General features: G+C 73.0%; 22 protein-coding genes. 14 read left to right on the top strand and 8 right to left on the bottom strand.

The features are described from left to right. Positions 1–332: 332 nt before the first annotated feature. Positions 333–683, top strand: coding sequence for a hypothetical protein (locus ACYU96_RS04615; RefSeq protein WP_460749519.1), 351 nt, complete (start codon positions 333–335; stop codon positions 681–683). A 107-nt stretch (positions 684–790) separates the two neighbouring features. On the opposite strand, the gene ACYU96_RS04610 is transcribed toward ACYU96_RS04615, so the two are convergent. Both ACYU96_RS04610 and ACYU96_RS04605 read right to left on the bottom strand, forming a co-directional pair. Continuing rightward, positions 791–2,176, bottom strand: coding sequence for a serine hydrolase domain-containing protein (locus ACYU96_RS04610; RefSeq protein WP_460749517.1), 1,386 nt, complete (start codon positions 2,174–2,176; stop codon positions 791–793). A 467-nt stretch (positions 2,177–2,643) separates the two neighbouring features. Further along, positions 2,644–3,837 (bottom strand): glycosyltransferase family 4 protein, encoded by a 1,194-nt coding sequence (locus ACYU96_RS04605; RefSeq protein ID WP_460749514.1) that lies wholly within the window; start codon positions 3,835–3,837, stop codon positions 2,644–2,646. Positions 3,838–4,106: 269 nt separating this feature from the next. Here ACYU96_RS04605 and ACYU96_RS04600 point away from each other — a divergent pair, with 269 nt between their 5' ends. Further along, positions 4,107–5,618, top strand: coding sequence for a sugar transferase (locus ACYU96_RS04600; protein WP_460749511.1), 1,512 nt, complete (start codon positions 4,107–4,109; stop codon positions 5,616–5,618). Here ACYU96_RS04600 and ACYU96_RS04595 read toward each other — a convergent pair. After that, positions 5,612–6,106: a GNAT family N-acetyltransferase gene (locus ACYU96_RS04595; RefSeq protein ID WP_460749508.1), complete on the bottom strand. Its 495-nt coding sequence runs from the start codon at positions 6,104–6,106 to the stop codon at positions 5,612–5,614. The two genes, ACYU96_RS04600 and ACYU96_RS04595, sit on opposite strands and share 7 nt — an antisense overlap. A gap of 20 nt (positions 6,107–6,126) precedes the next feature. Next, positions 6,127–6,621 carry a DUF456 domain-containing protein gene (locus ACYU96_RS04590; protein WP_460749506.1) on the bottom strand — a complete coding sequence of 165 codons (495 nt, stop codon included), beginning with the start codon at positions 6,619–6,621 and terminating at the stop codon, positions 6,127–6,129. Between the two features lie 393 nt (positions 6,622–7,014). Between ACYU96_RS04590 and ACYU96_RS04585 the strand changes: the two genes are divergently transcribed. Continuing rightward, on the top strand, positions 7,015–8,202 hold the full coding sequence (locus ACYU96_RS04585) for a DUF1972 domain-containing protein (protein ID WP_460749503.1): 1,188 nt from the start codon (positions 7,015–7,017) through the stop codon (positions 8,200–8,202). A 25-nt stretch (positions 8,203–8,227) separates the two neighbouring features. Continuing rightward, a complete protein-coding gene (locus tag ACYU96_RS04580) occupies positions 8,228–9,112 on the top strand; it encodes a sulfotransferase (RefSeq protein WP_460749500.1) in 885 nt (294 codons plus the stop codon). 8 nt (positions 9,113–9,120) lie between these two features. On the opposite strand, the gene ACYU96_RS04575 is transcribed toward ACYU96_RS04580, so the two are convergent. The 4 genes from ACYU96_RS04575 to ACYU96_RS04560 are packed head-to-tail and all read right to left on the bottom strand — an operon-like array spanning position 9,121 to position 13,871. Continuing rightward, the gene (locus tag ACYU96_RS04575) at positions 9,121–10,059 is read right to left on the bottom strand and encodes a phosphotransferase (RefSeq protein WP_460749497.1); all 939 of its coding nucleotides are present in this window, start codon (positions 10,057–10,059) and stop codon (positions 9,121–9,123) included. Then, a complete protein-coding gene (locus tag ACYU96_RS04570) occupies positions 10,056–11,576 on the bottom strand; it encodes a lipopolysaccharide biosynthesis protein (RefSeq protein WP_460749494.1) in 1,521 nt (506 codons plus the stop codon). The genes ACYU96_RS04575 and ACYU96_RS04570 overlap by 4 nt, the downstream gene beginning before the upstream one ends. Further along, positions 11,573–12,934 (bottom strand): tyrosine-protein kinase domain-containing protein, encoded by a 1,362-nt coding sequence (locus ACYU96_RS04565; protein ID WP_460749491.1) that lies wholly within the window; start codon positions 12,932–12,934, stop codon positions 11,573–11,575. The genes ACYU96_RS04570 and ACYU96_RS04565 overlap by 4 nt, the downstream gene beginning before the upstream one ends. Continuing rightward, positions 12,921–13,871, bottom strand: a complete 951-nt coding sequence (locus ACYU96_RS04560; RefSeq protein ID WP_460749489.1) for a glycosyltransferase family 2 protein — start codon at positions 13,869–13,871, stop codon at positions 12,921–12,923. The genes ACYU96_RS04565 and ACYU96_RS04560 overlap by 14 nt, the downstream gene beginning before the upstream one ends. Positions 13,872–14,128: 257 nt before the next feature. On the opposite strand from ACYU96_RS04560, the gene ACYU96_RS04555 reads away from it, so the two are divergent. The 10 genes from ACYU96_RS04555 to pcrA all read left to right on the top strand — a co-directional run bounded on the left by ACYU96_RS04555 (position 14,129) and on the right by pcrA (position 26,705). Next, positions 14,129–14,695, top strand: coding sequence for a hypothetical protein (locus ACYU96_RS04555; RefSeq protein ID WP_460749486.1), 567 nt, complete (start codon positions 14,129–14,131; stop codon positions 14,693–14,695). Continuing rightward, entirely contained in the window at positions 14,692–16,398 is a 1,707-nt protein-coding gene (locus tag ACYU96_RS04550; protein ID WP_460749483.1) for a hypothetical protein, read from the top strand. Before ACYU96_RS04555 ends, ACYU96_RS04550 begins: the two co-directional genes overlap by 4 nt. After that, positions 16,395–17,351 (top strand): glycosyltransferase family 2 protein, encoded by a 957-nt coding sequence (locus ACYU96_RS04545; RefSeq protein ID WP_460749480.1) that lies wholly within the window; start codon positions 16,395–16,397, stop codon positions 17,349–17,351. The genes ACYU96_RS04550 and ACYU96_RS04545 overlap by 4 nt, the downstream gene beginning before the upstream one ends. Before the next feature lie 73 nt (positions 17,352–17,424). Next, positions 17,425–18,435: a glycosyltransferase gene (locus ACYU96_RS04540; protein WP_460749477.1), complete on the top strand. Its 1,011-nt coding sequence runs from the start codon at positions 17,425–17,427 to the stop codon at positions 18,433–18,435. Then, positions 18,432–19,922: a hypothetical protein gene (locus ACYU96_RS04535; protein ID WP_460749475.1), complete on the top strand. Its 1,491-nt coding sequence runs from the start codon at positions 18,432–18,434 to the stop codon at positions 19,920–19,922. The genes ACYU96_RS04540 and ACYU96_RS04535 overlap by 4 nt, the downstream gene beginning before the upstream one ends. A gap of 123 nt (positions 19,923–20,045) precedes the next feature. Beyond that, on the top strand, positions 20,046–20,630 hold the full coding sequence (locus ACYU96_RS04530) for a SigE family RNA polymerase sigma factor (protein ID WP_460749472.1): 585 nt from the start codon (positions 20,046–20,048) through the stop codon (positions 20,628–20,630). Continuing rightward, positions 20,627–22,036 carry a hypothetical protein gene (locus tag ACYU96_RS04525; protein WP_460749470.1) on the top strand — a complete coding sequence of 470 codons (1,410 nt, stop codon included), beginning with the start codon at positions 20,627–20,629 and terminating at the stop codon, positions 22,034–22,036. Before ACYU96_RS04530 ends, ACYU96_RS04525 begins: the two co-directional genes overlap by 4 nt. 66 nt (positions 22,037–22,102) lie before the next feature. Further along, on the top strand, positions 22,103–22,678 hold the full coding sequence (locus ACYU96_RS04520) for a SigE family RNA polymerase sigma factor (RefSeq protein WP_460749467.1): 576 nt from the start codon (positions 22,103–22,105) through the stop codon (positions 22,676–22,678). Beyond that, positions 22,675–23,928, top strand: coding sequence for a hypothetical protein (locus ACYU96_RS04515; protein WP_460749464.1), 1,254 nt, complete (start codon positions 22,675–22,677; stop codon positions 23,926–23,928). Before ACYU96_RS04520 ends, ACYU96_RS04515 begins: the two co-directional genes overlap by 4 nt. Positions 23,929–24,032: 104 nt before the next feature. Further along, the gene (gene pcrA / locus ACYU96_RS04510) at positions 24,033–26,705 is read left to right on the top strand and encodes a DNA helicase PcrA (RefSeq protein ID WP_460749462.1); all 2,673 of its coding nucleotides are present in this window, start codon (positions 24,033–24,035) and stop codon (positions 26,703–26,705) included. Positions 26,706–26,805 lie beyond the last annotated feature (100 nt).

The following is a 26,805-nucleotide window of genomic DNA, read 5'->3' as shown; positions in this document are numbered from 1 at the left end:
GGTCGGGGCGGCGTACGACGGCTGGGGATCAGCCGCCCTGAAGGGTGCGTCGATCGCCGGCGTACGCCCGAGGACACGGGCACATTCGCATGCCACGCATCGTCTCGGGGCGCATCGACCGGATCACGTCAACGACACTAACCACCCCGGGCGGTGTTGGTAATCCCCTTCTCACATCGTGGATGCCGATGCGAACTATCGACGGCGTCGATGTCTCGTGGCCATGCCCGGGGGCGCCGTCGTCGCGGGCGAGGGGGCGCCGTCACGGATCGTGATGCAGCGGCAACCGTCCCGGCCTCGGGCGACGTTCTCGCGGGGATAGGCTGCCGGGTATGGAGATCCTTTACGACGTCTTCGTGTTCGTGCACTTCGCGAGCTGGGCCCTCGTCTTCGGGGGGACCATCGCGTCCCTGCGCAGCACGTCGCTCTACAAGGCGGTGTCCCACGGCGCCTGGGGCGCGCTGGTGGCCGGCGTCATCATGGTCGGCATCGACGAGATGGCGGACCTCGGCCACACCGAGGGGCTGATGGCCAAGATCGGTGTCAAGCTCGTGATCGCGCTCGCGGTGGCGGTCGTCGCCCAGATCGCGGTGCGGAAGGGTGAGAACGTCTCCCAGGGCCTCAAGGGCGCTGTCCTGGGGCTGACGCTGGTGAACATCCTCGTCGCGGTGTTCTGGCACTGAGCTCTGGCGTCTGTCCCCGGCACTGATGCGGCGGGAGGCGCCCCGCGGCTGCCCTGCGCAGGGCAGCCGCGGGGCGCCTCCCGGGAGATCCGGCCGGCACTCCTACGTCAGCAGGTGGCCAGCAGCATCGGGGCCAGGAGCGTGCTCAGGTCGTACAGCGGGGTCTCGCTGCCGCTGAGGTCGCGGGCGGTGACGCCCGCGGTGACCTGGCGCTCGCCGTCCAGTGCGGACAGGTTGATGCTGACCGTGCCGAAGGCGCCGCCGTCGTGCCCGTACAGGTACTCGCCCTCGCGGCACGGGTCCGGCACCCGGTAGACGCCCAGCCCGTACTCGAGGGTGCCGTCGAACAGGGTGCCGCGCGGCGTGAGCATGTCCTCGGCGGTCTCCGGCGAGACCAGCCGGCCCGAGAACAGCGCCTCGTTCAGCCGGTTCAGGTCGCGCGTGGTGGTCGTGGCCGCGCCCGCCCCGGCGAACATGTCCGGGTCCCACTCGTCGAGCGACTCCCAGGCGTCGCCGCCGCCGTACGCCGCGCCCACCAGGAACGGGCCACGGACACCGGGCTTCGTCGCGTAGTCGGCGTGCCACATCCCGGCCGGCAGGAAGACCCGGAACTTCAGCAGCTTGTCGAGCGGCCACCCGGTCTGCTCCTCGAGCATGAGGCCGAGCAGGACGTAGCCGGCGTTGGAGTAGGTCCCGTCGGTACCGGGCTCGAACTCCCACGGGAGGGCGTCGATCATGGCCAGATGGTCGTCGATCGGGTACCGCTGCTCGAGCGCGTCCGCGAACTGCTCCCACGACGCAGGGTCGGTCATGCGGTCGACGATCATCTGCTGGACGTGCAGCGACGGCGCTCCGGAGCGATGGCTCATGAGCTGCTCGATGGTCACCGTGCGGCCGATCTCGGCCGGCAGCACGCCGGGCAGCACCTCCTCCACGGTGGTGTCGAGCGTCCACCTGCCGCGCTCGACCTCCTGCATCGCCAGCGTCGCCACCATCGTCTTGGTGTTGCTCGCCACGCGGAACCGGTCGTGGGTGGTGGCGGGGCGGTCCCCGCCGAGCTCGCGGAGCCCGGCGGCTCCCGCCCAGTCCAGCCCCGGTGCCTCGACCCGGGCCGTGGCGCCCAGGGCGCCGTCGGCGACCACGGCCTCCACCGCGTCGTCGAGCCCGTCCGAGACGTCGTCCGACGGCGGGCCGCCGGGCCAGGTGCTCCGGGTCTGCGGCCCGGCGTCACGGGCCTCCTGGATCCGCTGCGCGTCGGCGACCGCCTCGCGGATCTCGGCGACGAGCAGGGCGTCCGCGTCCGCGGGCCCCACCGGGTCCGCCGCCGTGCTCGTGGCTCCTGCTGTCCCCGTCGTCGCGTCCCCCGGGAACGGGGCCGACGACGCCGGGGCTGCCGCCGCGACGCCTGCGGCGGGGATCGCCACGGCGAGCAGTGCCCCCGCGAGGACTCGCGCGCTTCGTCGTGCGCGGAGCGTCTTTGCTGATCGGGTCATGTTTTTCTCCTTCGCTCGCGACCATCGTCACGGCGCGGGGCGGGGGGACGCATCCGCCCTTCGGAGGACATCGCCGGGGGAGATCCACGTGACCGGACTACGTCCTGGGGAGGAGAACGCCGGCGACGCGCGGCCGCACGCAGCACACCCTGCGGCCGATGGTGTCGGTGCAGGCTGCTCGCCTGGACGAGCACAACCGGCCCGAGCCGGACGTGCCCGCGACGACGTCCGAGTGCGACCCGGAGCGCACCTGGTACGCGCCCGAGAACGTCGCCCTGGCCCTGGCCCTGGCCCTGGCCCTGGCCCTCGCCCTCGTGGTCGTCTCGCCGGAGCCCGCTCACCGTGACCGCACGTCAAGCAGACCAGGTACGCGCAGGCCGGGATCCGCCACTACTGGCGCGTCCCCAGCCTGGTCGGCTGACCTGCCGCCACCGCGAGCAGGACCCGGCGAGGACCCGGGCCGTCGCTCAGGCGTGGCGGGTCAGGACCACGCGGGCCATCTCCGTGCGGTAGCGCTCCACACCGAAGCGCTCGGCAGCGTCCTTCCGGCCGGCCGCGGCGAGCGCGGCCGCGCGGTCCGGGTCGTCCAGCAGCTCCGCGACCGCGTCGGCCAGGGCGGCGGGGTCGCCGGGCGGGACGCTCAGCCCGGTCTCGCCGTCGCGCACGATCTCGGCCAGGCCCTGGGTGCGGCTCGCGACGAGCGGGCGCTGGGCGCGCAGCGCCTGGACGGCGACGTTCCCGAACGGCTCGACGCGCGAGGGCACGACGACGACGTCGGCCCGGGCGAACCACTCCCACGGGTCGGCGTACCCGGCGAAGTCGACGGCGCCGTCGAGGTCGGGCCGGGCCGCTCGCGCCCGGAGCTCCTCCTCGAACCACTCGTAGCCGGCGAAGACCGACCCGCACAGCGTCAGCCGGACGTCGCGCCCACCCTGCCGCAGCCGGGCGACCGCTTCGAGAGCCACGTCGGTGCCCTTGCGCGGAGACAGCCGCCCGACCAGGACGAGGCGCGCCGTGGCCGGGTCGTCCCCGGCGCCGGCTGCCGTGCCGGCCGCGCTGCGATCCGACGTCGGTCCCGGAGCCGGCCCCGGGGCAGCGTCGGGCACGGAGACCCCATCCGGCCCCGGGACGCCGTTGTAGACGATCCGTGTCCGCCGCCGGAGGAGCGGGACGGCGCCGACGACGACGTCGCGCGCCGTCGCGGAGTTCACCACCACGTCCCGGGCGAGCAGCAGGGGTGCGTGGAGACCGATGCGCACGGGGAGCGCGGCGTCCGCCTCGGCCTCGTGCACGTGGCACACGGGCGCGATCCCGGCCAAGCGGGAGATACCGAGCCACGCGGGAATCGTGACCGTGTTTACCACGACCACCTGTGGCCGGAGCCGACGGACGAGGCCTACCATGCGCGGGGCCGCACGCAGGGTGTGCAGGGCGAGCGCGGCGATCCCGCGTGGGGTCAGGTGGGCCTTGCGGAGCACGGGCATGTCGACGATCTCGACGTCGGCGCCCGCGTTGCGCAGCTCCCGCACGAGCGCCCCGTCCTCCGGAAGGGCGACGACGACCTGTGCTCCGGCCTCCCCGAGCGCCGTGGCGGTCTCGACGAGCTGGAGGTCGGACCCGTACAGCTCGGCGGACGCGTGGGTGAGCAGGACAGTCGTCATGGCTGAACTGTGCCACCCCGCACCGTTGTGTGCCGCTTGTCATGACGTATACGTCAGATCGGATCCGACACGCCAAAGATGAAACGCAGGATATCGGATGAAGTTGAGGGTGAACTTGCGATGAACGGCAGGCAAGGGCGCACTATCCGATTTACCGTGATGTATGGGCCCCGGCGATCGCTGGGGCCCGCACTTCGCCCGGGGAACCGTGACAGGCACCGATCACAGATGAATCTTAGGGGGGATCGCGCGTGACTCCAGAGGCCGTGATGACCAAGGCCCCAGCCGTTTCCGGCGGCAGCACTGCGCCCCACGACGAGACCGCACCCGGCACCACCTCCGCCAGACGCACCGCGGACAGCGCCCGGTCCGGCCCGGCGAGGTGGCAGTCGCGGTATCGCGGGCTGGTCAGGACGACCGACGTGCTCGTCCTGACCGGAGCGGCCGGGGTGGCGCTCACCGTGCAGGCCGTGCGCTCGGACGGCGGTGCCGACGCGCCGGCGATGCTCGTTCTTCTGCTGGCGGTGGTCGCCTGGCTGACTGCCCTCCGACTGACCAAGGCCTATGACTGGCACCTCTTCGGGGGTGGGCAGTCCGAGTACCGGCGTGTGCTCGACGCCACCTGGAAGACGGTCAGCGTCGTGGCGATCATCGCCTGGCTCGCGCCGCTCACGGAAGCCGGCGACATGCTGTTCGTGGCCTTCCCGCTGGGAGCCGTCGGCCTCCTCGCGGGGCGGTTCGCCTGGCGCCGCCGCATCCTTCGCCTGCGCGAGCGGCACGCGGCCTGCATGACCGAGGTCGTCGCCGTCGGTCATCCGGTCCAGGTGTCCCGGCTCGTCGAGACGGTGGCCGGCGACCCCGACCACGGGATCCGCGTGGTCGGCGCGTGCGTCCCCGCAGGAGAGGCCGGGATCGGCGAGACCATCGGCGGTGTGCCGGTGCTCGGCGTACCGGACGACGCCGGAGAGATCGCCGAGCGGGTCGGCGCGAGCGCCGTGGCCGTGAGCAGCTCCCACGAGATCACCGCCGACGTCATCCGCCGCCTGGGCTGGACCCTTGAGGAGCGCGGCATCGACCTGATGCTGACCGCCGAGCTCGCCGACGTCGACCTGCCGCGCATCAGCGTCTCACCGGCCTCGGGGATGTCGCTGCTGCATGTCGCCCTGCCGCGGTTCAGCGGACCCAAGTACGTCGTGAAGCAGGTGATGGACCGGTCGGTGGCACTGGTGCTGACCTTGCTGGCGGCACCGCTGATCGGGGTCCTCGCCCTGGCGGTCGTGCTCACGAGCCGTGGTTCGGCGTTCTACGTCTCCCACCGGGTGGGGCGCGGCGGTCGTGTCTTCCCCATGGTCAAGCTCCGCACCATGCGCCGGGGCGCCGACCGGCTCGTCCCGGCGCTGTCCGCGGTCGAAGACGGTGCGGGCCTGCTGTTCAAGCTGCGCGACGACCCACGCGTGACGCCGATCGGGCGGGTGCTGCGCCGGTACTCGCTCGACGAGCTGCCGCAGCTCTTCAACGTCCTCGCCGGGCACATGAGCCTCGTCGGTCCGCGTCCTCCGCTGCCCCACGAGGCTGCCGAGTACGAGGACCGGATGCGGCGTCGTCTGCTGGTCAAGCCAGGGATGACCGGCCTGTGGCAGGTCCGGGGCCGGTCCGACCTGTCCTGGGACGAGACCGTGCGCTTCGACGTGTACTACGCGGAGAACTGGACGCCGCAGCTCGACCTGCTCATCCTTGCCGACACCGTCCGCGCCGTGATCACTGCGAAGGGCGCTTACTGACCGTGGTCGGCGGCGCCGGCCGGCCACGGTTCGGACCGCCGCAGCCGCATCGGCGTGTGCGGGATGTCGTCCTCCAGGAAGTCGTCGCCGTCGGGCGCGAAGCCGAACGTGCCGTACCAGCCCGTGAGCGGGGACTGCGCGTCGAGCACCACGTCGTGGTCGTCGCCCGCCGCGTCGATGTGCGCCAGCGCGGCACGCATGACGTCGTCGGCGAGGCGCTTGCCACGGGCCGTGCGGTCCAGACAGACGCGGCCGATCCGCCAGAGGTCGCCGTCGTCCAGCACGCGTGCGGTGCCGAGGACACGGTGGCCGGCGGTGTCCGCAGGGCCGAGCAGCACCACGTGCACCGTCGTCGGCTCCAGGTCCCGGCCGTCCAGGTCCAGGTACGGGCAGTTCTGCTCGACGACGAACACGTCCTGGCGCAACCGCCAGAGGTCGTAGGCGACAGCGGGCGCCAGCTTGTCGAACGACGCGACGAGAATCTCCACCGCCCTATTGTCACCGCTTCCTAGACCAGGAAGAGACCGACGATCCAGGTGGTGGCCGCGGCCAGGGCGCCCAGAAGCTGGATGCCGATGGTCATGGCGCTGGCCTGCAGTGCCGCGATCGTCGCGCGCCAGGCGGCCGTCCGTTCCCGGCGCCGGATCAGCTCGACCACGAACACCGCGGCGGCGAAGAACAGGAACAGCCCCACCACGGGCACCACGAAGAACCCGACCACGCCGGCGATGCCGCCGATGACGATCGTCGACGTGGCCACCTCGGACCGCTTCATGTGGCCCCCGGCCACGACGTACTGCAGCACCTCGGCGATGACGAGAAGTGTCGCCGCGATCGCGAAGACGGTCCAGGCCACGGGGCCGCCCGTGAGGAACGCCCAGACCAGGATCGAGGCGCCGACCAGGATGCTGCCGGGCAGCACGGGCACGACGATCCCGATGACCCCCACGAAGATCGCGAGCCCGACGAGGCTCTCGGTGATGCCGTCGAAGTTGACGATCACAGTTCGCTACTTCCCGTCCATCGGAGTGTGTGACGGGCCCGAGCGTACCGGCGTGGTGTCCGGACCAGGAAAAAGGCCCGACTACGAGATCACGCGGGTAGGCACGACCGCGAGGTAGGGGCGAGTGCTCACGTAGGGGCGTGGGGAGCACCCCCTGGCGCCTACCTGAGCACTCGCCCCTACCTCACCGTCGTCCCCTACGCGTCGTCGTGGGCGGGCGGCGCCGCAGTGGGAGTGTCGTCCACCTGGAGCCGGACGCTTCGTGATGCCGCAGGGTCCGTCAGGCTTGCGCGCCGGTCGCGTGGTGCGGGCCGTCTGCCAACTACAACCTCGCGCCGGATTCACCCGCTTTTGTGATACGCCGCCCCGGCCCGAGTCTCTACTCTGGACATCATGTCCGTGGAACCTCTACGCATCGCGATGGTCGGCACCCGTGGCGTGCCCGCGCGCTACGGCGGCTTCGAGACCGCCGTGGAAGAAGTGGGATCGCGTCTCGCCGCGCGCGGTCATCGCGTGCGCGTCTACTGCCGGAGGCCCCCCGGGGACGTCGCAGAGGATCCGGCCGAGGATCCCGCCACCCATCTGGGCATGGAGCGCGTGGTGCTGCCCGCGATGCGCCGGCGCTCGCTCGAGACGCTGAGCCACACCGCCCTGTCGGTCGGGCACCTCGTCACTCGGCGGACCGACGTCGCGCTCATGTTCAACGCCGCCAACTCGCCCCTGCTCCCCGTCCTGCGCGCCGCCCGGATCCCGGTCGCCACCCACGTCGACGGGCTGGAGTGGCGCCGGGCCAAGTGGGGGCGCACCGGGCAGCGGTACTACCGGGCGGCCGAGACGGCGTCCGTGCGCATGTCCGACGCCCTGATCGCCGACGCGCAGGGCATCGCCGACTACTACCGCCACGAGTACGGCGTCGGCAGCAGCCTCATCGCCTACGGCGCGCCGGACCTCTCCGCGACGGGCAGCGACCGGCTCGCGGAGCTCGGGCTGGCCACGGACGGCTACCACCTCGTCGTGGCTCGCTTCGAACCGGAGAACCACGTGGACGTCGTCGTGGAGGGCTACGTGGCGAGCGCCGCCGAGCGCCCGCTCGTCGTCGTCGGCTCCGCCCCGTACGCGCACGAGTACACGCGGCGCATCCAGACCCTCGCCGACGGCGACCCGCGGGTGCGGCTGCTCGGCGGCGTGTGGGACCAGGAGCTGCTCGACCAGCTCTACGCCAACGCGCACACCTACCTGCACGGCCACTCGGTCGGCGGCACCAACCCGTCGCTGCTGCGGGCGATCGGCGGCGGCACCGACACCATCGCCTACGACGTGCCCTTCAACCGCGAGGTGCTGCGCGACGCCGGCCGGTACTTCCGGGACGCGGCCGACGTGTCGGAGCACGTGGTCCGGTCCGAGACCGACCCCGCGGACAGCGCGGCCCGCGGCGTGGACCTGTCCCTGCGGTCCAAGGACTACGACTGGGACGTTGTCACCGACGGCTACGAACAGCTCGCCCACGACCTCGCCGCGCGGCGCACGCCCGGCCCGCACCCGTTCGCCCGACGACGGAATGCACGGGCGGACGGGCGATGAACCCGACCAGGAGACCGAGCCGACCATGCGACTGAACAGCGCCTCCCTCCCCGCACCGGTCATCAGCGCCGGACGCGCGACGATCCGCGGCTACGGCGTGGCGACCGCCTGGCTGCGCGGAGGCCCCGACTTCCTGCTCGTCGGCGGCAAGCGCTGCGGCTCCACGTCGCTCTACTACGCGCTGCTGGAGCACCCGCGGGTCATGCCCCTGTTCCCCAGCGCGAAGCTGCTGCCCAAGGACAACCACACCAAGGGCGTGCACTACTTCGACACCCACCACGACCGGGGGAGCGCCTGGTACCGCTCACACTTCCCGGCATCAGTGCGGCGCAGCGGCGGAAGCATCGTGGGCGAGGGATCCCCGTACTACCTCTTCCACCCTCTGGCCGCCGCCCGCGCCGCCCGCGAGGTCCCGGACGCCCGGATCGTGGTGGTCCTGCGTGACCCGGTGCAGCGCGCGTTCTCGCACTACCGGGAACGACGCCGGGAGGGCGCCGAGCCGCTCGCGACCTTCGAGGAGGCGCTCGCGGCCGAGGCCGACCGGACCGCGGGCGAGGAGGAGCGGATCGTCGCGGAGCCGGGGTACCGGAGCTATGCGCACGAGCAGGAGTCGTACCGGGCGCAGGGGGAGTATGCGCCGCACCTGCGCCGCTGGCTGGAGCACTTCCCGGCCGAGCGGGTGCACGTGCTCGTCGCCGAGGAGTTCTACGCGGCCCCGCAGCGGGCCTGCGACGGCGTCGCGGAGTTCCTGGGCCTGGCCCCGGCGCCGCTGCCGGACACGGCGGCTCGCCCGTGGAACGCGGCCCCGAGCCTCGACCTGCGCCCCGCCTTGCGGGAGGAGCTCGCCCGCCACTACGCCCCCTTCAACGAGGACCTGAAGGCTCTCCTGAACCGTGACCTCCCGTGGTGATCCTCCGCTCAGCGGGTCGCGGCGTGGAGTACCTGGGTCAGCCGGTTCGTGAACGGGGCGTCGTGGTCGGCGGCGTCCGAGCGGGCGGTGACACGGTCCAGCCAGAAAGCGACGGTCTCCGTGCTGTCGCCGTCGTCCGGCTGTCTGCCCCGCAGGGCGGCGGTCGCGGGGAGGCGCCCAAAGGCGGCCATGTTCGTGGCGCGGTAGTAGACGAGGTCCGCGCCCGGCGGCGCCCAGGCGGCGTCCTCCCAGTCGATCAGCCACGGCAGGCCACGTCCGTTGCGACGCAGGTTCCAGGCAGTGAGGTCGCCGTGCATCGGCTGCCAGTGGGCGGGCATCCCGTCGGGCCGGTCGAGCACGGTCTCGAGGTGGCTCCGTACGTCGGCCAGCACCCGGTCGACCGGGGTGCGCCAGGCCGGCCCGGCCGGTCGCGGCGGCATGGCGGTCAGGAGCATCCAGTGCAGGTCGGCGGTCGTGCCCCGGTCGAGCACCTGGGGGACGCGGAACGACGACGCGCGCCCTTCGCCGAACGCCGACAGGGCGCGTTCCTCCCGGTCCAGCTCGTGCGGCGCGTCGCGCAGCTTGAGGAACCCGACCGGCGCGGAACCGCGCAGCAGGAGCGCCGCCAGCCCGGTGCGCGACGCTTGCGGGCGCAGGTAGACCGCGAGCTCGTCGAACGCGGGCAGGCGAGCCCGCAGGTCCGTCCAGACCTCCGCCCCGCCCGGCGGTTCCCAGGTGACCCGCTCGCCCGGCACTGCGCGCGGCCCGAGCGTCGCGGCCACACCCCAGAGCGCCCACTGGCTCGCTAGGGCGTACCACCGTGATCGCGTGATCAGTGAGATCCCGGCGGCTGTCCCCTGTCGTGACCCGGTGGGCACCAGCACGTTCCGCGTCCCCATGGCGGGGCGCAGGAGCGTGGTGCGGCCGGTCGTCGTCGTCCCCGTCATCGGCTGCGGTCCTTGACTGCGCGGAGCACGTCCAGCAGGAGCGCAGAGTCGCGCCGCAGCGCCGGGACGATCAGGCAGAGCCCCCACACGAGCAGACCGCTCGCGACCGCGAGCCCCAGCCCGGCGACGTCCGACGCCGTCGTCCCGGCGCCTGTGCGCGCCACCCCGTCGGTCGTCCATTCGGCGCCGCCGACGACCCGCACGGCGCACCACGCCGCGAGCCCGACCAGGACCGCCTGGGCCAGGATCCGCAGCCCGCCCAGCGCGAGCCGCCCGCCCGGGTACGCGGTGACGCGGGACAGCCACCAGAACGACAGCGGCCACTCCAGGAGGGCGGAGGCCGCGAAACCTGCCGCGATGCCGTTCACCCCCCAGAGGCTTCCGACCAGCACGCCCGCGACCTTCAGCACGGCGGTGACCATGGAGTAGGCCAGGAGCGCGCCGCTCAGGCCGCGGGCCAGGTACGTCCAGTACCCGACGTAGGCGAGCGTCTGGCAGCCGCCGGCCACGGCGAAGAACGCGAGGAGCGGGGCGGCGGACTCCCAGCCCGGCCCGAGGAAGACGCCCACCACGGCGTCGGACGCCCCGACGACGACGGCGAGCACCAGCACCACCGGCAGGGCCAGCACCTGCTGCCCGCGCAGCAGCATGCGGTCGAACCGCGCGGGGTCGTCCGAGAGCCGGGCGAGCACCGGCAGCGCGACCGTCGTCGAGGGCTGGCGCAGCTGGCTGAGCGGGCGCATGAGGAGCTGGTACGCCCGGTTGTACAGGCCCAGCGGGCCGGGCCCGAGCGAGAGGCCGATGACGAACGTCGCCAGGTTGTCGGCCCCGTAGCCGACCAGCTGGGAGCCGAGCAGCCCGCCGCCGAACCGGAAGAAGCCGCGCGTCCCGGCGCCCCGCCGCGGACGCCCGGGCAGCCAGCGGCCCGCGAGCCATACGCCGACGAGGGTCGCGCCCGTCGTCGCCACCTGCTGGACGACGACGGCCCGGTGGTCGTGCGTCGCGAGGCCGACACCGATCGCCGCGCCCAGCGCGACCACGGGCGCCGCGACCTCCACGACGGCGAGAGTGCGGAACCGCATGTCCCGGACGAGCCCTGCCTTGTGCTGTGTGGCCAGCCCGTTGATGAGGAACACGAACGCGAGCGCACGGCAGATCCCGACCAGGGCCGGCTCGTCGAAGAGCCCCGCGATGAGCGGTGCCGCCGCGAAGCAGGTGACGCACAGCGCGGCGCCGATCGCGACGTTCGTCCAGAAGAGGTTGTCGCGCTGCTGCCGGGTCAGGTCCGGCGCCCGCATCGCCGCCGAGGACAGCCCGGCATCACGCAGGATCTCCCCGACACCGACGACGGCGGCGACCATCGCGACCAGTCCGTACTCGGCCGGGGGCACCAGCCGGGCGAGCGCCGCCACCGCGGCGACCTGGAGCAGGATGCGGGCGCCCTGCGCGGCGGCCGTCACGGTGGCGCCGCGGGCCGCACGGTGCCCCAGGCCTGGCTGTGTCCCGGGTGTCGTCACGCCCTCGGCCACCGGCGGTGGGACTCGCGGAGGTCGCCGTCGCCGTACCGGGCGTACCCGTCGAACTCGTGGTCCTTGCGGGAGACCCCGGTGGCGATCAGGCCGAGGCAGGGTGCGCCGATCGCGTCGAGGGAGGCGAGGGCGTCCTGCAGCTGGGCACGGCGGACCTTCCGGGCCCGCGCGACGACGACGGCGCCCTGGGTGCGCCGTGCGAGCAGCGCGCCGTCGGTCACGGGGAGCAGCGGCGGGACGTCGAAGATGACGATGTCGTAGTCGGTGCGTGCCTGGCGGACGAGCCGCTCCATCGAGTCGGCCTCGATGAGCCGGCCGGGGTTGGGCGGCTGGCTCCCGGCGGTCACCACGTGGAAGCGTGGCGGCCCGGCAGGCTGGACCACGTCCCCGAGGTCGGCCCGGCCGATGAGGATCGTGGACAGCCCGGCGGCGCCCTCCAGGCCGAGCCGGTCGGCGAGCGAGGGGCGGCGCAGGTCGGCGTCGACGAGCAGGACCCGGGAGCCGCGCTCGGCGAGCGCGTGCGCCAGGCCGATCGCCGTCGTCGTCTTGCCCTCGTCCGGCACGGACGACGTGACGACGAACGACCGCACGGGCGCTCCGACGTCCAGGAACTGCAGGTTCGTGCGGACCCGGCGGTAGGACTCCGCGAGCAGCTGCGGGTCCTCGGCGCCCTTGCGGGACTGGGGCACGGTGCCGAGCACGGCCAGGTCGTCCCCGGCGGGCAGGTCCTTCGCCGTGCGGATCCGGGTGTCGAACAGGGCCAGCCCGACGGCGACCAGGAGGCCGACGGCGAGCCCGGCCGCCGCGCCCCCGGCCGTCAGGAGCCGGGTGTCGGGTGCGAACGCGTACTCGGGCGGCTGGGCCGTGGCGACGACCGTCAGCCGGACGGCGCTGGTCCCGTTCGCGTTCTTCGGCGACACCGCGGACACGGTCGTCGACAGGTGCCGGGCGACGGAGTTGGCCACGCGTGCCGCGAGCTGGGGGTCGTCCGCCTCGGCGGAGATCTCGATGATCGCGGTGTCGAGCGGCACCATGGCGGTGACCTGCTCGGACAGGTCGTCGGGCGTGTTGTCCAGCCGCAGCTCCTCGATCACCGGGTTGAGCACCGCGGGCATGGTGGCGAGGGACGCGTAGGAGGTCACGAGGTTCTGCGTGAAGTCCGCGCCCTGCATGAGCTCGGAGGCGGTGTCGCTGCGCTCCAGGCTCACGAACACGTTCGTGTTCGCCTTGTACTCGGGCGCGACGGTCTGTGCGTACCCGAGCCCGGCGAGGCCTCCGGCGACGACGGCGACGACGAGCACCACCCAGCGTTTGCGCAGTGCGGCGACGTAGTCAGCGAGCTCCATCCATCAAGCCTTTCCGATCGGTGGCGGCCGGTGCCCTGCGGCGGGCGGCCACGAGATGTCCCAGCCCGTCCGCGGTGCCGCGCAGTGCGGGCCACAGCGTACGCAGTGGGTGCCGTACGACGGCGCGCCGTCCACCGCGGAGCAGGACCTCCCGGGCGTGCGCGGGCGTGGCTCGTAGCCACCCGCCCCAGCGCTCCGGCGGCAGGTTGCGGGATGCGAACAGCAGCCGGTTGCGGGTGTTGTAGTAGTGGTAGAGCGCCGACTTGCCCCGGCCCGTGGTGCGTGCGTGACCGTCCTGCGTGCCACCGGCGTCGTGCACGCACGTGAGGTCGTCGCGGAGCGCGAGCCGCCCGCCGGCGCGTGTCCAGCGCACACTGAGCTCGACGTCCTCCCAGTACAGGAAGTACTTCTCGCCGAAGCCGCCGACGTCGAGCAGCCGCGCGGTCCGCGCCGCGAAGCAGGCACCGGAGACCCAGGGGACGTCGTCGGGCCCGGCGGGCGCTCCGCGCCGCGTGCGGCCGCTGCGCAGGTCGAGCACCGCCCCGGTGAACCAGTCCTTGCCCTGCGGGGTGCGGATCGCGGGGGCGACGAGCAGGCCGGGGTCGGCGGCGACGTCGGCCACGAGGGCGTCCGCGGCGGCGACGCCGATGGTGGCGTCCGGGTTGAGCACGAGGCCGATGTCGCACCCGGCCTCGTGCGCGGCGCGGAGGCCGGCGTCGGCGCCCCCGCCGAAGCCGAGGTTCCGGTCCGGGAGCACGAGCGTCCACCCCTCGGCCGCACCGGCGGCGACCACGCGGTCGCGCTCGGCCGCGGAGCTCCAGCAGTCGACCAGGACCCGGGTCCACCGGGTGTCGGCGAAGGGCCGCAGGGCGTCGGCGGCGAGATCTGCCGAGCCGTAGTTCACCACGACGACTGCAGGTGAGGGGGTGGTGGGCACCCGTGCATCCTGCCGGAACGCCACGATGAGAGCGAGTGGTAGAAGGGGTGAAATGTGCAGGAACAGCGAGAAGATTTACGCCATTTGCCAATAAGATTGTCCAGATGAACCGCAGCAGCCGCGCGACGGGGTCGCACACGAGAAATCGGACCGGGGTGACCAGAAAAGCAGCCGCTGCTTTCGTGGCGCCATTCTTGCTGGCCGCAGCGTTGTCGGCGTGCGGAACAGCGCAGGACGCGGAGGATTCCGCACTGCCCGTGGCCGAGAGCACCGCGCCTTCCTCGCCCGCGCCCGAGGGTTCCGGCGAGCCGGAGCCCGAGAAGCCCGCCGCGCCGAAGGACACGGGGAAGCAGGCCGACGACGCCGCGACGTCCGACCAGGCGGAGGGCATCGTTCCCGCGGGCCGCACCACCACCGACGTCGTTCCCCTGGACTCCGGGGCCGTCCCCGTCGACGACGACGCGCGCCACGGACTCGCCGTCGAGCTCTCCGCGATCGAGCCCACCGAGGCCGCCGCGTCCATGCCGGGGGAGATCGCGGGCTCGGCCGTCCGGGTCGAGGTATCGGTGAAGAACTCCGGTAAGGCAAACCACGATCTGAGTGCGAGCGTCGTGAACCTGTACTACGGTCCCGATCGCACCCCGGCGAGCTCGCTGTCCGGCTCCGGGGAGACGAACCTGCCGGATTCCGTACCGGCGGGTGGGACCGCGTCCGGGGCCTACGCCTTCGCCGTCCCGCAGGACCAGATGAACCGGGTGCTCGTCGAGATCGACGTCGACCCGACGTTGCACGTCGCACTGTTCGAGGGAGAGGTACGCCCATGAGATTTGCCCCCGCCGCGGTCGCCGCGCTCGCGGCCGGAGTCCTGCTCGCCGGATCGGCAGGCGCTGCCGCCGCTGCGTCCGCGGACACGGATCCTGGCCTGCTCGACGGCCTGGCACCGGTCACCCGGGCGCTGGGCCCGGACGATGCCGGGACGCTCGCGGACACGACGACGGCGTCGCCGGTCAGCAGCGACGCGCTGCCCACCGTGCAGATCGACGGGGTCGTGTGGACGCAGGCCGTCGTGGGGGACACCGTCTACGTGGGCGGGGACTTCAGCGCCGCGCGTCCGGCCGGTGCCGCGCCCGGCACGCAGGAGGTGCCGCGGCGCAACCTCCTGGCCTACGACCTGACCACGGGCGAGCTGGTGCAGGGCTGGGCGCCGCAGGTGAACGGGCAGGTCAAGGATCTTGCCGTGTCGGCGGACGGCAGCAGGCTGTACGTCGCGGGACAGTTCACGTCGGTCGACGGGACGACCCGCTACCGCGCGGCCGCCTTCAACACCCGGACCGGCGCGCTGACAGCGTTCCGGCCCTCGGTGAACGCGGTGGTCAACGCCGTCGCGACGGTCGGCGGCGACGTCTTCCTCGGTGGCGCCTTCACGTCGGTGAACAACCGGACGCGCGCCCGCGTGGCCGCCGTCGACGCCGCGACCGGGGCGAAGACACGCTCGTTCGCGGCGAGGGTCGCCGACCGCTCGGTGCAGGACATCGCCATCTCGCCCGACGGCGGCCAGGTGGTCCTGGCCGGGAACTTCACGTCGGTGGACGGCTCGCAGCAGCCCGGGTACGGGCTGGCCCGCCTCGACTCGACGACGGGCGACTCGCTGCCGCTGCCGGCGAACGAGGTGGTCCGGAACGCCGGCGCGAACGCGGCGATCCTGTCGCTGAACAGCGACGACGACTACTTCTACGGAACCGGCTACCTCTGGAACAAGAAGGGCTCCACGGAGGGCTCGTTCGCGGCGAGCTGGGAGACGGGTCGGCTGGTGTGGCTCGAGGACTGCCACGGGGACACCTACTCGATCGAGCCGTTCGCGGGCGTGCTGTTCTCGGCGAGCCACAAGCACAACTGCAGCACGAGCGGCGGCTTCCCGGGGACGAAGCCGCGCACCTACCACCACGGCACGGCCGCGACACGGACGGTCGAGGGCAAGAACATCGCGGACGACAGCGGCTACCCCGACAGCCCCGGAACCCCGCGCCCGGAGCTCCTGAACTGGTACCCGGACTTCCAGCCGGGCACCTACACCGGTCTGGGCCAGGGCCCGTGGCACGTCACGTCGGCCGGCAACTACCTGCTGTACGGCGGCGAGTTCCGCAAGGTCAACAACCGGCCCCAGCAGGGCCTCGTCCGGTTCGCCGTGCGTGACGTCGCGGCCAACGCCGACGGACCCCGGCTCGGCGGCGCGAACTTCGCGCTGCGGCTCACCGTCACGCCGAGAGGCGCGGTCAAGGCCACCTGGCCGTCCAACTACGACCGGGACGACCTGACGCTCACCTACTCGCTGTACCGCGGGACCACGTCCGACGGCCCCATCGAGGTCCAGGAGCGCGCGGGAGGCTTCTGGGAGAAGACGACGATGTCCTACACCGACCAGGAGGCCGAGCCGGGCTCCACCCAGCGATACGCCGTCGTGGCACGCGACCCGTGGGGGAACGCGGCCTGGTCGGACTGGGTCACCGTCACGGTCGACGAAAGGTGACCGCGTCGCGGGTGACGGTCGCGGTGCTCACGTACCGGCGGCCGGACCGGCTCGCCACGGCGATCGAGGGGCTCCTCCCGCACACGACGGCGGCAGGTGCGAGTCTCCTGGTGGTCGACAACGACCTCACGGAGTCCGCGCGGCCGGTGTTCGAGCGCAGCACCGCGGGCCGGGCCGGCGTGCAGTACGTGCACGAGCCCAGACCCGGCATCGCGGCCGCGCGGAACCGCGCGCTCGACGAGGTCGCGGCGTCGGACGCGGATCTCGTCGTGTTCGTCGACGACGACGAGACCCCGGGTCCCCACTGGCTCACGACCCTGCTCGCCGCCCACGAACGTCACGGCGGGGTCGGGGTCGCCGGACCGGCGGTCGCCCGGCTGCCCGGCCGCGACCGGTGGATCGAGGCCGGCGGTTTCTTCATCCGCCCGCGGTACCCCAGCGGCACGCGCGTCGACGTGGCCGCCAGCAACAACCTGCTGCTCGACGTGCGCTGGCTCGCCGCGCACGGGATCCGGTTCGACGAGGAGTTCGGACTCACCGGAGGGTCGGACACCATGCTGACCCTGGAGGTCACCACCCGCGGCGGCGCGCTGTACTGGTGCGACGAGGCACAGGTGGTCGACCCCGTCACGGCCGGGCGGTTCACCCGCCGGTGGGTGGTGCGCAGGGCGTACCGCGTCGGGAACTGCACGGTCCGGGCACGGGTCCAGGTCGCCGGCACGGCACGAGGGCGCCTCGCCGCACGGGTGCGCGGCGCCGTGGCCGGCGCGGTGCGGGTGGTCGGCGGGCTGGCCAGGGCCGCTGCCGGCCTCGTCGCCGGCCGCAGCTCCGCGCGCGGGGTCCGCACGGCCGCGCGGGGCGCGGGGATGTTCCTGGGTGCCTTCGGCCTCGTCTACACCGAGTACGCCCGCACCGCCCCGGCAGCCCGCGCCGCCGTGGAGGTGGGGACATGATCGTCGTCCCGGTGCAGACGCCGGGCGGCGCCCGGACCGGCGCCGCCCCCGGGCGACCCGTCGGGGCGGCAGCATGAGCGCCGCCGTCCCCCGGCGGACCGTCGTCATGCTCTCCGCCGAGAAGGTCCGGCCGACCACCAACCCGTACCTCACCGAGCTCATCGCGGCGGCACCCGACGACGTCGAGCTCGTGACCTTCTCCCGGCGCCGCGCCCTGACCGGGCGGGTGGACGTGCTGCACGTGCACTGGCCGGAGACGCTGTTCCGGCGGCGGAACAGGCTCCGGACCACCGTCGCCTCGACGCTGCTCGTCGGCACGCTCGCCGCGCTGCGGCTGCGCGGCGTCCGGACCGTGCGCACCGTGCACAACGAGTCCCCGCACGAGGCACCGGCCGGCGTCGAGGGTCGCCTGCTGCGGCTCATGGACCGGTGGACCGACGAGCTGATCCTGCTCAACCGGCACACCCGGCCGCCCCGCGAGCTCCCCGCCACCGTGATCCCGCTCGGCGAGCACGCCTCGACGTACGGCGGCTTCGACGTGCCCGCCAGCAAGTCCGGGCGCGTGCTCCACTTCGGCCTCATCCGGCCGTACAAGGGGATCGACACCCTGGTCCGGGCATTCCGCGGGCTCGCCGACGACGGCGCCGCGCTGCACGTCGTCGGCCCCGTGAAGGACGACACCGTGCTGAGCGAGGTCCGCGGCCTGGCCGACGGCGACGACCGCATCGCGCTGCGCACCGGATTCGCCCCCGACGACGCCCTGGTGCGCGAGATCGGCGAGTCCCACCTCGTCGTGCTGCCCTACCGGCGGATGCACAACTCGGGTGCGGCACTCCTCGCGCTCTCGCTCGGACGGCCCGTGCTCGTGCCCGACAACGCCGTCAACCGCGACCTCGCCGAGGAGACCGGGCCCGGCTGGGTGCGGACGTACACCGGCGAGCTCGACACCGCGGCGCTCGCCGCGGCGCTGCGGGAACCGGTCCCGGCGGACCCGGTGCGCTTCGTGGGCCGGACGTGGCCGGAGGTCGGCGCCGCCCACGCCGCCGTGTACCGCAGGACGGCGGACCGGAGGGCCGAGGAGTGACAGAGCACACCGACGCCGCGTCCTCGCACGGTCCACGGAAGGCTGCGTCCCCGCCCGATCCACGTGCCGAGACCTCCCCGGCCGGCCGCCCCGGCGCCGTGGCCTCGGCGGCCGGCGGGCCGGGCGTCGAGGCCTCCTCGGTCGGCGGTCCTGCCGAGGCCGCTTCCGGCAGCGCTCCGCGTGCCGACGTCACCTCCCTGCGCGGCCTGCGGGACGCCGCCGCCGACCGGAGCCGGGAGGGCGCGGCCACCATCGTCGCGCTGCTGCTCACCGTGGCCGTCGGCGCGCGGGTCGGCGTCGCGGCCGACGTGACGATCGGCATGCTGCTCGCCGTCCCGCTGCTGCCCGTGTGGCTCGCGGCGGCGACCAGGTACCGCTGGGCCGGAACCTTCCTGACCCTGGGGGTGCTGTGCGCGATGACCGCGCCGGTCCTGACCGCGCTGGCCGCCCCCGACCACGCCGTCGACCCCCTGCTGGAACGTGAGAACTACGTGCGGCTGGCCGAGCTCGTGCTCGGCGTCGGCGCGCTGCTGTGGGCGCGGCTGCACCTGGGGCTCCGGTGGCTCGCGCTCGCGTACGGCGTCGGGATGCTGATCGACGTCGCACAGCGCGCCGAGCCGAGCTTCAAGTTCGGCGCCGGCCTCGCGGTGTCCGTCATCGTGCTGGGCTGGCTGACCCCTGGCCTGCGGCACGGCCAGGGTGCGTGGCGCCGCGTGCCGCGCGGCGTGCAGGCGCTCGCGTGCGTGCTGCTGGGCGTCCTGTTCGCGGCCGACGACGGGCGGTCCGCCTTCGCGATGTTGCTGCTCACCGCCGCGGTGGTGCTCTGGCAGGTGCGGATCGGCGAGCGGTCGCTGCGGCGGTCGGTGTGGGTCACGGTAGGTGCGGTCGTCGCCGCCGGGCTCGCCGCCTACGGCGGTGGGCAGGCCTTGATCCTCGACGGGGCGTTCGGGACCGCGACGGCGCAGCGTACCGCCGAGCAGATCGAGGTGAGCGGAAACCTGCTGGCGGCCGGGCGGCCGGAGATGGGGGCGACGGCGGCGCTGCTCGGGCACCGGCCGCTCGGCTTCGGCCCCGGCGTGCCGGTGAACGGCGAGGACCTGGCCGTCGCCAAGCACGGGATGTCCCTGCTCGGGTACGACCCCGACAACAACTACGTCTACCACTACATGTTCGGGAGCGGGATCGAGCTGCACTCCCTGTTCGGCGACCTGTGGGCGGTGTACGGCCCGGCCGGCGCGGCGCTGTGGCTCTTCGTCGTGCTGCTCGTGGTGATCTCGCTGGTGCGGCGGACGGTCCGGGGGGTGGCGGACGCGCTCGTGGTGTACGTCGCCATCCTGACCCTGTGGAACCTGTTCTTCAGCCCGGTCTACTCCTCGGTCCCGATGCTGATCCTGGCGGTGGTGGTGCTCCTGCCCAGGTGGGCGGACGCGGTGGAGACACCGGAACCCGCTCCGGTCCCGGCACCGGCCCCTCCTCCCGCCCGCTGACACCCGCCCGCCCGCGGTCCGGTGCCTGGGACAACCCGGCGCCCGGGTGCTGCGTTAGGGGAGCATGAGCTCAGCACACGCCGGTCCTCGCGCCGGGTCCGTCCGCGGGGAGGGGGTCGGATGATGCCGACCGCACACGTGGGCGTCGGGACGGGCAGCGTTCCCGTCGTCGTCCCGGGTGACCGCACCCGCGAGGCACAGTTCACCGCGTTCGCGCAGGCCAGGACACCTGACCTGGTGCGCATCGCCTACTTTCTCTGCGGTGACGCGCACCGTGCCCACGATCTCGCCCAGACGGCCCTCGAACGCACCTTCCGGCACTGGCACAAGGTGGCGGACGGTGACCCGTTCGCCTACGCGCGCAAGGTCGTCGCCACGGCGCGGATCGACGCCTGGCGCCGGACGCGCAAGGAGGTCCTCGCCGAGGACGACGCGATGGTGTGGCGCACGTCGGACGCGTCCCCGGCGTCGGACGACGAGGTCGCCGACCGGGACCGCCTCGTGCGGGCGCTGGCGCGGCTCACGGTCAAGCAGCGTCGGGTCGTCGTGCTGCGCTACCTGCTGGACCGGTCGGAGGCGGACACGGCGGTGACGCTGGGAGTCACGACGGGCACGGTGAAGTCGACGGCGTCACGTGCCCTCTCGCTCCTGCGGGCGGAGCTGGGTGCGGACGATCTCGGGGGACACGGAGAGGAGGGCCGGTCATGAACACACCGGAGCACAGGCAGGATCCGTTCGTGCGGGACCTGGCCCGGGTGGCGGGCGAGCTGACGCCCGTCGTCGACGGTCGCTTGATGGCCGGCACCGCGATCCGCAAGGAGAAGCAGCGCAGGGCACTGATCGCCGTGGCCGCCTGCGTGGCGGCGCTGACCGCGGTCAGCGCCGCGATCGGTGCGGCCGGGACCGTTCGTGCGGACAAGCAGAATCCGCTGCCCGCGTCGACGGTCTCGCAGCGCGCGGTATCGGACGGCCCGTCTGCCGGCGCACGCCCGTCGTCGGACCCGTCGTCGCCGCCGGACGGCGGGCCCGACCAGCCGGACACCGTGCACTACCTGAGGACCGGTGGCGGTGAGTTGCCGGAGCTGCCCGGCGTGGAGCACGGGGTCACCGGGGAGGGCCAGGGTGGCGCGGCTCCGTACCTCTTCGGCGGGCTCTGGTACGAGGTGCCCCCGGGTGGCTGGTCGGCGATCGGCGACGTCACCGCCGGCGGGAAGATCGGGTGGGCCCGGCCCGACAGCGAGGACGCCTGGGCCGGTTCCGCGGGCGGGACGGACGGTGCGCTCTCGATGTCGATCGACGACGTCGTGGTCGACCTCGAGCTGCGCAAGGTGACCGAGGTCGCGGGGTGGAGCGTGCCGCCCAAGGACTCCGGTGCCACGACGCTGGAGATCGAGGGGGCCGACCTCGTCGTCATCGAGCAGGGGAAGGTCGTCACCGAGCAGCGCGCGGGAGAGGAGATCGACGTGCGGCCGGTCGAGACCCGGATCCGCAGCGGCGGCGAGGGATGGATCATCGAGTCCCGGTTCACCGCCGACGACGCGGGCGACGAGATGCTCCGCAACTTCCTGGGGAACCTCTGGCTCCAGGACCACGGCGAGCCGGACTGGTACCGTCCGGCGTTCACCAACCCCGAGATCGGGGAGATCACGCACGAGACACCGGACGGCTGGGACGAGGCAGCGATCGGCGGACTCTCCTACGCGTACCCCGCCGACTGGTCCGCGGGCGACCCCGAGCCGGGGACCTTCGCTGACCTGGTGGAGATCAGCTCGGACGAGGTGGTCGCCGGGGAGCCGGGGCTCGAGGACCCGGAGGTGCGCTGGAACGGATACGTGGAGTCGGGCGACCCCGGGCCGAACTTCTGGCCGGGCTGGGTCGACATGAGCCTGAAGGGGATGCACGAGATCGAGGTGCCCGGCGCCGACTACGCCGTCGTGCAGGTGACGGAGGGCCCGTTCTACGGGGACAAGAGCCTCCGGTCGCTCTCCGGCGAGGTGAACCTGCACCAGGCGGGGGACGGCAACCACGCGAGCATCGACTTCAACTTCCCTGGGGGCGACGACGGCCTCCGGCTCCTGCGGCAGTTCCTGGGCGGCCTGAGCTACGAACGCTGAAACATGGAACGCCCTGCCGGTGGCGCTGCGTCTATAGGGTATGAGACCGAAGAGGCGATGGGCCGGATGAGCGGGACAGCGACGGCCGCGGAGAACGGCGGCACGGGACGCGACGTCGAGGTGGTGCGCTCGCACGCCGACCCGGTGGCGGCGTTCACCGCGTTCGCCCGGGACAGCACCCCGGCCCTGTATCGCATCGCGTACCTCCTGTGCGGGGACCCGCACCGGGCGCACGACCTGGTGCAGCTCGCGCTGGAACGCACCTACAAGGCCTGGCGGAGGGTCAAGGACGGCGACCCGTTCGCCTACGCCCGTCGCGCCGTCGCGACAGCGCGGATCGACACCTGGCGCAGGACCCGCCGGGAGGTGGTCAGTGACGACCCCGCCGGTGGCGGCGGTCCCACCGCGCCGTCGTCGGAACTGGAGATCGCCGAGCGGGACCGGCTCGTGCGCGCCCTCATGGCGCTCCCGGTCAAGCAGCGTCGCGTCGTCGTGCTGCGCTTCCTGCTGGACCGGTCGGAGAAGGAGACCGCGGCCGAGCTCGGCCTGTCCGCGGGAACAGTGAAGTCCACCGCGTCGCGCGCCCTCGCGCGGCTCCGCACCCTCGTCGCACCCGAGCCAGGACAGGAGGGCCGGTCATGACTTCTCACGACGACAACCAGGACGGCGCCATGCTGCGCAGGATGCGCGCGGTGAGCGGGGCGATCACGCTGCCACCCGTACTCGACGGCGCCACGATGGCAGCGGCGGCAGTGCGGAAGGTCCGACGGCGGCGTGTGGTGGCCGCCGTGGGCGGCGGCGTGGCCGGCGTGCTCGTGCTGGCGGCGCTGGCGCTCGCAGTCACGGGGGACCCGCTGGCGGGTACGCGGGTGCTGCCGGGAGGCGACGACAAGACCACCGCGCCGCCGTCCACGCCGTCGACGGAGCCGAGTGCCGCGAGCGCGGCAGAGCCGGTACAGCCGCCGAAGGGGTGGACGCCGGTGCAGTTCTACGGCTTGTCGTACGCGATGCCGCAGGGCTGGGAGGCGACCGACCCGCTGGACAGCTGGATGTACTACGGGGAGCAGTACTGGGTCGGGCCGGGAGACGCCCAGAGGAGCTTCACCGTGCAGATCTCGGAGACCATCGAGGCGGAACCGCTGGACGAGACGGTCCACCGGGAATTCCTCGACATCCCCGGCGCAGTGACCGGGGAGCTGGTGGTGGGGTTCCCACCTCTTCCGGAAGGTCTCCCGGAGAATGCTCCTCCGGAGCGTTTCCGGCAGGAGGTCGCGGTGCTGACCTTTCAGCAGTCAGGAGGCCTCTGGTACACGGCACGATTCGGTGTCGATGCCCAGAGCGAGGTGGATGTCCTGGCGCTCGCGCACGAGTTCGCCGGCTCGCTCGCCCTGACGACCTCGGTCCAGGACGTGCGTGCCTCGCTCGGGGAGTACTCCGACGCGTTGCCGGTGCGCGAGGTGCGGCGGAACACCCCGGAGGCGTGGGAGGTGGTGGAGGCCGAAGGCCTGCGCTTCGCGCTGCCGCCCGAGGTGGCCGAGGACGACTCGTGGGACGAGCTGGGCCCCGAGCAGGCCGCGCAGGTGCCGGACGGGGCGCGAGGTTGGACCACGCCGGACGGTACCGCCGCGGGCCGGCATGCGCGGGTGCGCTTCTTCCCGGTGCCGGGGTCGTCGCTCGTCGCCCCCGAGTCGGGGGCGGAGACCGTCGACATCGACGGCGCGGGCAGGGTCGACGTCAGGGTGTACGAGGAGCCGACGTCCTTGACGGGGACCGTGGACGTCTGGGACCGGGAGCTCCGGCACGGCTGGTCGCTGACGTTCTCATGGCCCGCGACGCCGGAGGGGAGGCAGGACCTGGCGATCTTCCTCGGGTCGGTCCGCATCGTGTCCTGACCCGACCGATGATCCCGGCTCGCGCCGTACCGGGAATCTGATCGGTGGTACGGCTGCGGCCGTACCGTCGTCGATGTCAGTGACCCCGCATAGGCTTGCTCCCGATGACCTCCCTCTTCGACTCCTTGCACCTTCCTGGTTTTCCCGGCGGCTCCGAGGCCGAGCCGGGGCAGACGTCACGCCTGCCGAGCGTGGCTCCCCGATGGGACGACGACGGTGCGGGGGGCTCGGAGGTCCCGGCGGAGCCCGAGTGGCTGGCAGGGCTGCCGCACGAGGCGGAGACGCCCCGGGCGAAGGGCCCGTACTCCCACCTGGACCCGGACGAGCTGCTGGACGGGCTCAACCCGCAGCAGCGTGCGGCGGTGGTGCACGAGGGCGGGCAGCTCCTCATCGTGGCGGGAGCGGGCTCGGGCAAGACCCGCGTGCTCACCCACCGCATCGCATACCTGCTGGCCACGGGCCGCGCGCGGGCGGGGGAGATCCTGGCGATCACCTTCACCAACAAGGCCGCGGCGGAGATGCGCGAGCGTGTCGAGAGCCTGGTGGGCCCGGCCGCGGGCCGGATGTGGGTCTCCACGTTCCACAGCGCCTGCGTCCGCATCCTGCGGCGCGAGGCCAGGACGCTCGGGCTCAAGTCGTCGTTCTCGATCTACGACGCCGCGGACAGCCGCCGGCTCGTCGAGCTCGTGGCGCGCGAGCAGGACCTCGACCTGAAGAAGTACCCGGCGCGCTCGCTCGCGAACAAGATCAGCGACCTGAAGAACGAGCTGATCGACCCGGACACGTACGCGCGCCAGGCGGGCTCCGAGGAGGAGGCGCCGGCGGGGGTCGGCTGGGCGCAGGCCCGGGACAAGCAGCGGTTCGACCAGGTCCTCGCCGAGGTCTACACGCGGTACCAGGAGCGGCTGTCCCAGGCGCACGCCCTGGACTTCGACGACATCATCATGACGACGGTGAACCTGCTCCAGGCGTTCCCGAACGTCGCCGAGCACTACCGCCGCCGGTTCCGACACGTCCTCGTGGACGAGTACCAGGACACGAACCACGCGCAGTACGTGCTGGTGCGTGAGCTGGCAGGAGTGCCGGAGGAGGGGCCCGGCGCACCCGGCGGCGACGCGCGGGACGCCGGCGCCGGCCTCGACCCGGCCGAGCTCACGGTGGTGGGCGACGCCGACCAGTCGATCTACGCCTTCCGCGGCGCCACCATCCGCAACATCGAGGAGTTCGAGGCGGACTACCCGGACGCCACCACGCTGCTGCTGGAGCAGAACTACCGCTCGACGCAGCACATCCTCAGCGCGGCGAACGCCGTCATCTCTCGCAACGCCGGCCGCAAGCCGAAGCGGCTGTGGACGGACGCGGGCAACGGCGCCAAGATCACCGGCTACGTGGCCGACGACGAGCATGCCGAGGCGCGGTACGTCGCCCAGGAGATCGACCGGCTGGGCGACGAGGACGATGTCCGCCCGGGCGATGTCGCGATCTTCTACCGCACCAACGCCCAGTCGCGCGCGCTGGAGGAGGTGCTGATCCGTGTCGGCCTGCCCTACAAGGTCGTCGGCGGCACGCGCTTCTACGAGCGCAAGGAGGTCAAGGACGCGGTCGCCTACCTGCGCGCCCTGGCCAACGTGGACGACGACGTGAACCTGCGCCGCATCGTCAACGTCCCCAAGCGCGGGCTGGGCGCCCGCGCCGAGTCGCTCGTGGCCGACTTCGCCGAGCGGGAGCGGATATCGTTCGGGGCGGCGCTGGCACGGCTCGACGAGATCCCGGGCATGACGACCCGCTCCCTGAAGCCGCTGCGCGTGTTCGCGGACCTGATGGCCGGCCTGCGCGAGCTGGTCGACGACGCCGTCGGCCCGGCCGAGATCCTGTCCGCCGTGCTCGACCGTACCGGCTACCTGGCGGAGCTCCGCGCCTCGGACGACCCGCAGGACGCGTCGCGCGTGGAGAACCTCGCCGAGCTGCACGCCGTCGCCGCGGAGTTCGGCGAGCTCGAGCCCGAGGGCGACCTGTCGGACTTCCTGGAGCGGGTCTCCCTGGTCGCGGACGCGGACCAGATCCCGGACGAGGACGTCGCCGACGGCGAGGACGAGCAGGCACCGAAGGAGGATCCGGGCGTCGTCACCCTGATGACCCTGCACACCGCGAAGGGCCTGGAGTTCCCGGTCGTGTTCCTCACGGGCATGGAGGACGGCACGTTCCCGCACATGCGCTCCATGAACGACGACGGCGAGCTGGCGGAGGAACGCCGGCTCGCCTACGTGGGCATCACGCGGGCGCGCGAGCGGCTGTACATCTCGCGCTCGGCGGTCCGGGCGGCGTTCGGCATGTCGAACGAGTTCCCGCCGAGCCGTTTCCTCGACGAGATCCCCGAGGAGCTCTGGGACTGGAAGCGCCGCGAGTCCTCGACCCAGGCGATCCGCGGCGGCTACGGCGGCTGGGGGCCGGGCGGCTACGGCTCGGGCCAGGGGCGGCGGGGCGGCGGAGGTTCCGGTTCCCGGGTCGACACCTCGTGGAGCGGATCCGGCTCCCGCGCGGGAGGCGGATCCAGCCGGGGCGGGCCCGGGACGCCGTCGGGCAACGGTTCGAGGTTCGGCTCGGTCAACGTCCAGAAGTCCGTCCCGGCTCTGGACGTCGGTGACAAGGTCACCCACGACACCTACGGTCTCGGCACGGTCGTCGACGTCGAGAAGAACGACGTGGTCAAGATCGACTTCGGCACCGACGGCACCAAGCGCATCGCCCTGAGGTACACGAAGATCACCAAGCTCTGAGCCTGGCACCACCGTGCGAGGGCCGACGTGGTCGTCCTTCCGCGACGGACCGGGCCGCCAAGGAGCGGGCGGCGGCGAGCCGACGGGCCGAGGAGCGGGG

It is taken from the genome of Myceligenerans cantabricum (assembly GCF_054777735.1).
This window is presented reverse-complemented; position numbering and strand designations above follow the sequence as displayed.

What these genes read in the sequence shown, in the direction of transcription:
- ACYU96_RS04525 (WP_460749470.1), top strand. Translation starts at nt 20,627, where the DNA reads ATGAACACACCGGAGCACAGGCAGGATCCGTTCGTGCGGGACCTGGCC.
- ACYU96_RS04585 (WP_460749503.1), top strand. Translation starts at nt 7,015, where the DNA reads ATGTCCGTGGAACCTCTACGCATCGCGATGGTCGGCACCCGTGGCGTG.
- ACYU96_RS04540 (WP_460749477.1), top strand. Translation starts at nt 17,425, where the DNA reads ATGAGCGCCGCCGTCCCCCGGCGGACCGTCGTCATGCTCTCCGCCGAG.
- ACYU96_RS04580 (WP_460749500.1), top strand. Translation starts at nt 8,228, where the DNA reads ATGCGACTGAACAGCGCCTCCCTCCCCGCACCGGTCATCAGCGCCGGA.
- ACYU96_RS04610 (WP_460749517.1), bottom strand. Translation starts at nt 2,176, where the DNA reads ATGACCCGATCAGCAAAGACGCTCCGCGCACGACGAAGCGCGCGAGTC.
- ACYU96_RS04550 (WP_460749483.1), top strand. Translation starts at nt 14,692, where the DNA reads ATGAGATTTGCCCCCGCCGCGGTCGCCGCGCTCGCGGCCGGAGTCCTG.
- ACYU96_RS04600 (WP_460749511.1), top strand. Translation starts at nt 4,107, where the DNA reads ATGACCAAGGCCCCAGCCGTTTCCGGCGGCAGCACTGCGCCCCACGAC.
- ACYU96_RS04615 (WP_460749519.1), top strand. Translation starts at nt 333, where the DNA reads ATGGAGATCCTTTACGACGTCTTCGTGTTCGTGCACTTCGCGAGCTGG.
- ACYU96_RS04515 (WP_460749464.1), top strand. Translation starts at nt 22,675, where the DNA reads ATGACTTCTCACGACGACAACCAGGACGGCGCCATGCTGCGCAGGATG.
- ACYU96_RS04605 (WP_460749514.1), bottom strand. Translation starts at nt 3,837, where the DNA reads ATGACGACTGTCCTGCTCACCCACGCGTCCGCCGAGCTGTACGGGTCC.
- ACYU96_RS04530 (WP_460749472.1), top strand. Translation starts at nt 20,046, where the DNA reads ATGCCGACCGCACACGTGGGCGTCGGGACGGGCAGCGTTCCCGTCGTC.
- ACYU96_RS04520 (WP_460749467.1), top strand. Translation starts at nt 22,103, where the DNA reads ATGAGCGGGACAGCGACGGCCGCGGAGAACGGCGGCACGGGACGCGAC.
- ACYU96_RS04575 (WP_460749497.1), bottom strand. Translation starts at nt 10,059, where the DNA reads ATGACGGGGACGACGACGACCGGCCGCACCACGCTCCTGCGCCCCGCC.
- pcrA (WP_460749462.1), top strand. Translation starts at nt 24,033, where the DNA reads ATGACCTCCCTCTTCGACTCCTTGCACCTTCCTGGTTTTCCCGGCGGC.
- ACYU96_RS04565 (WP_460749491.1), bottom strand. Translation starts at nt 12,934, where the DNA reads ATGGAGCTCGCTGACTACGTCGCCGCACTGCGCAAACGCTGGGTGGTG.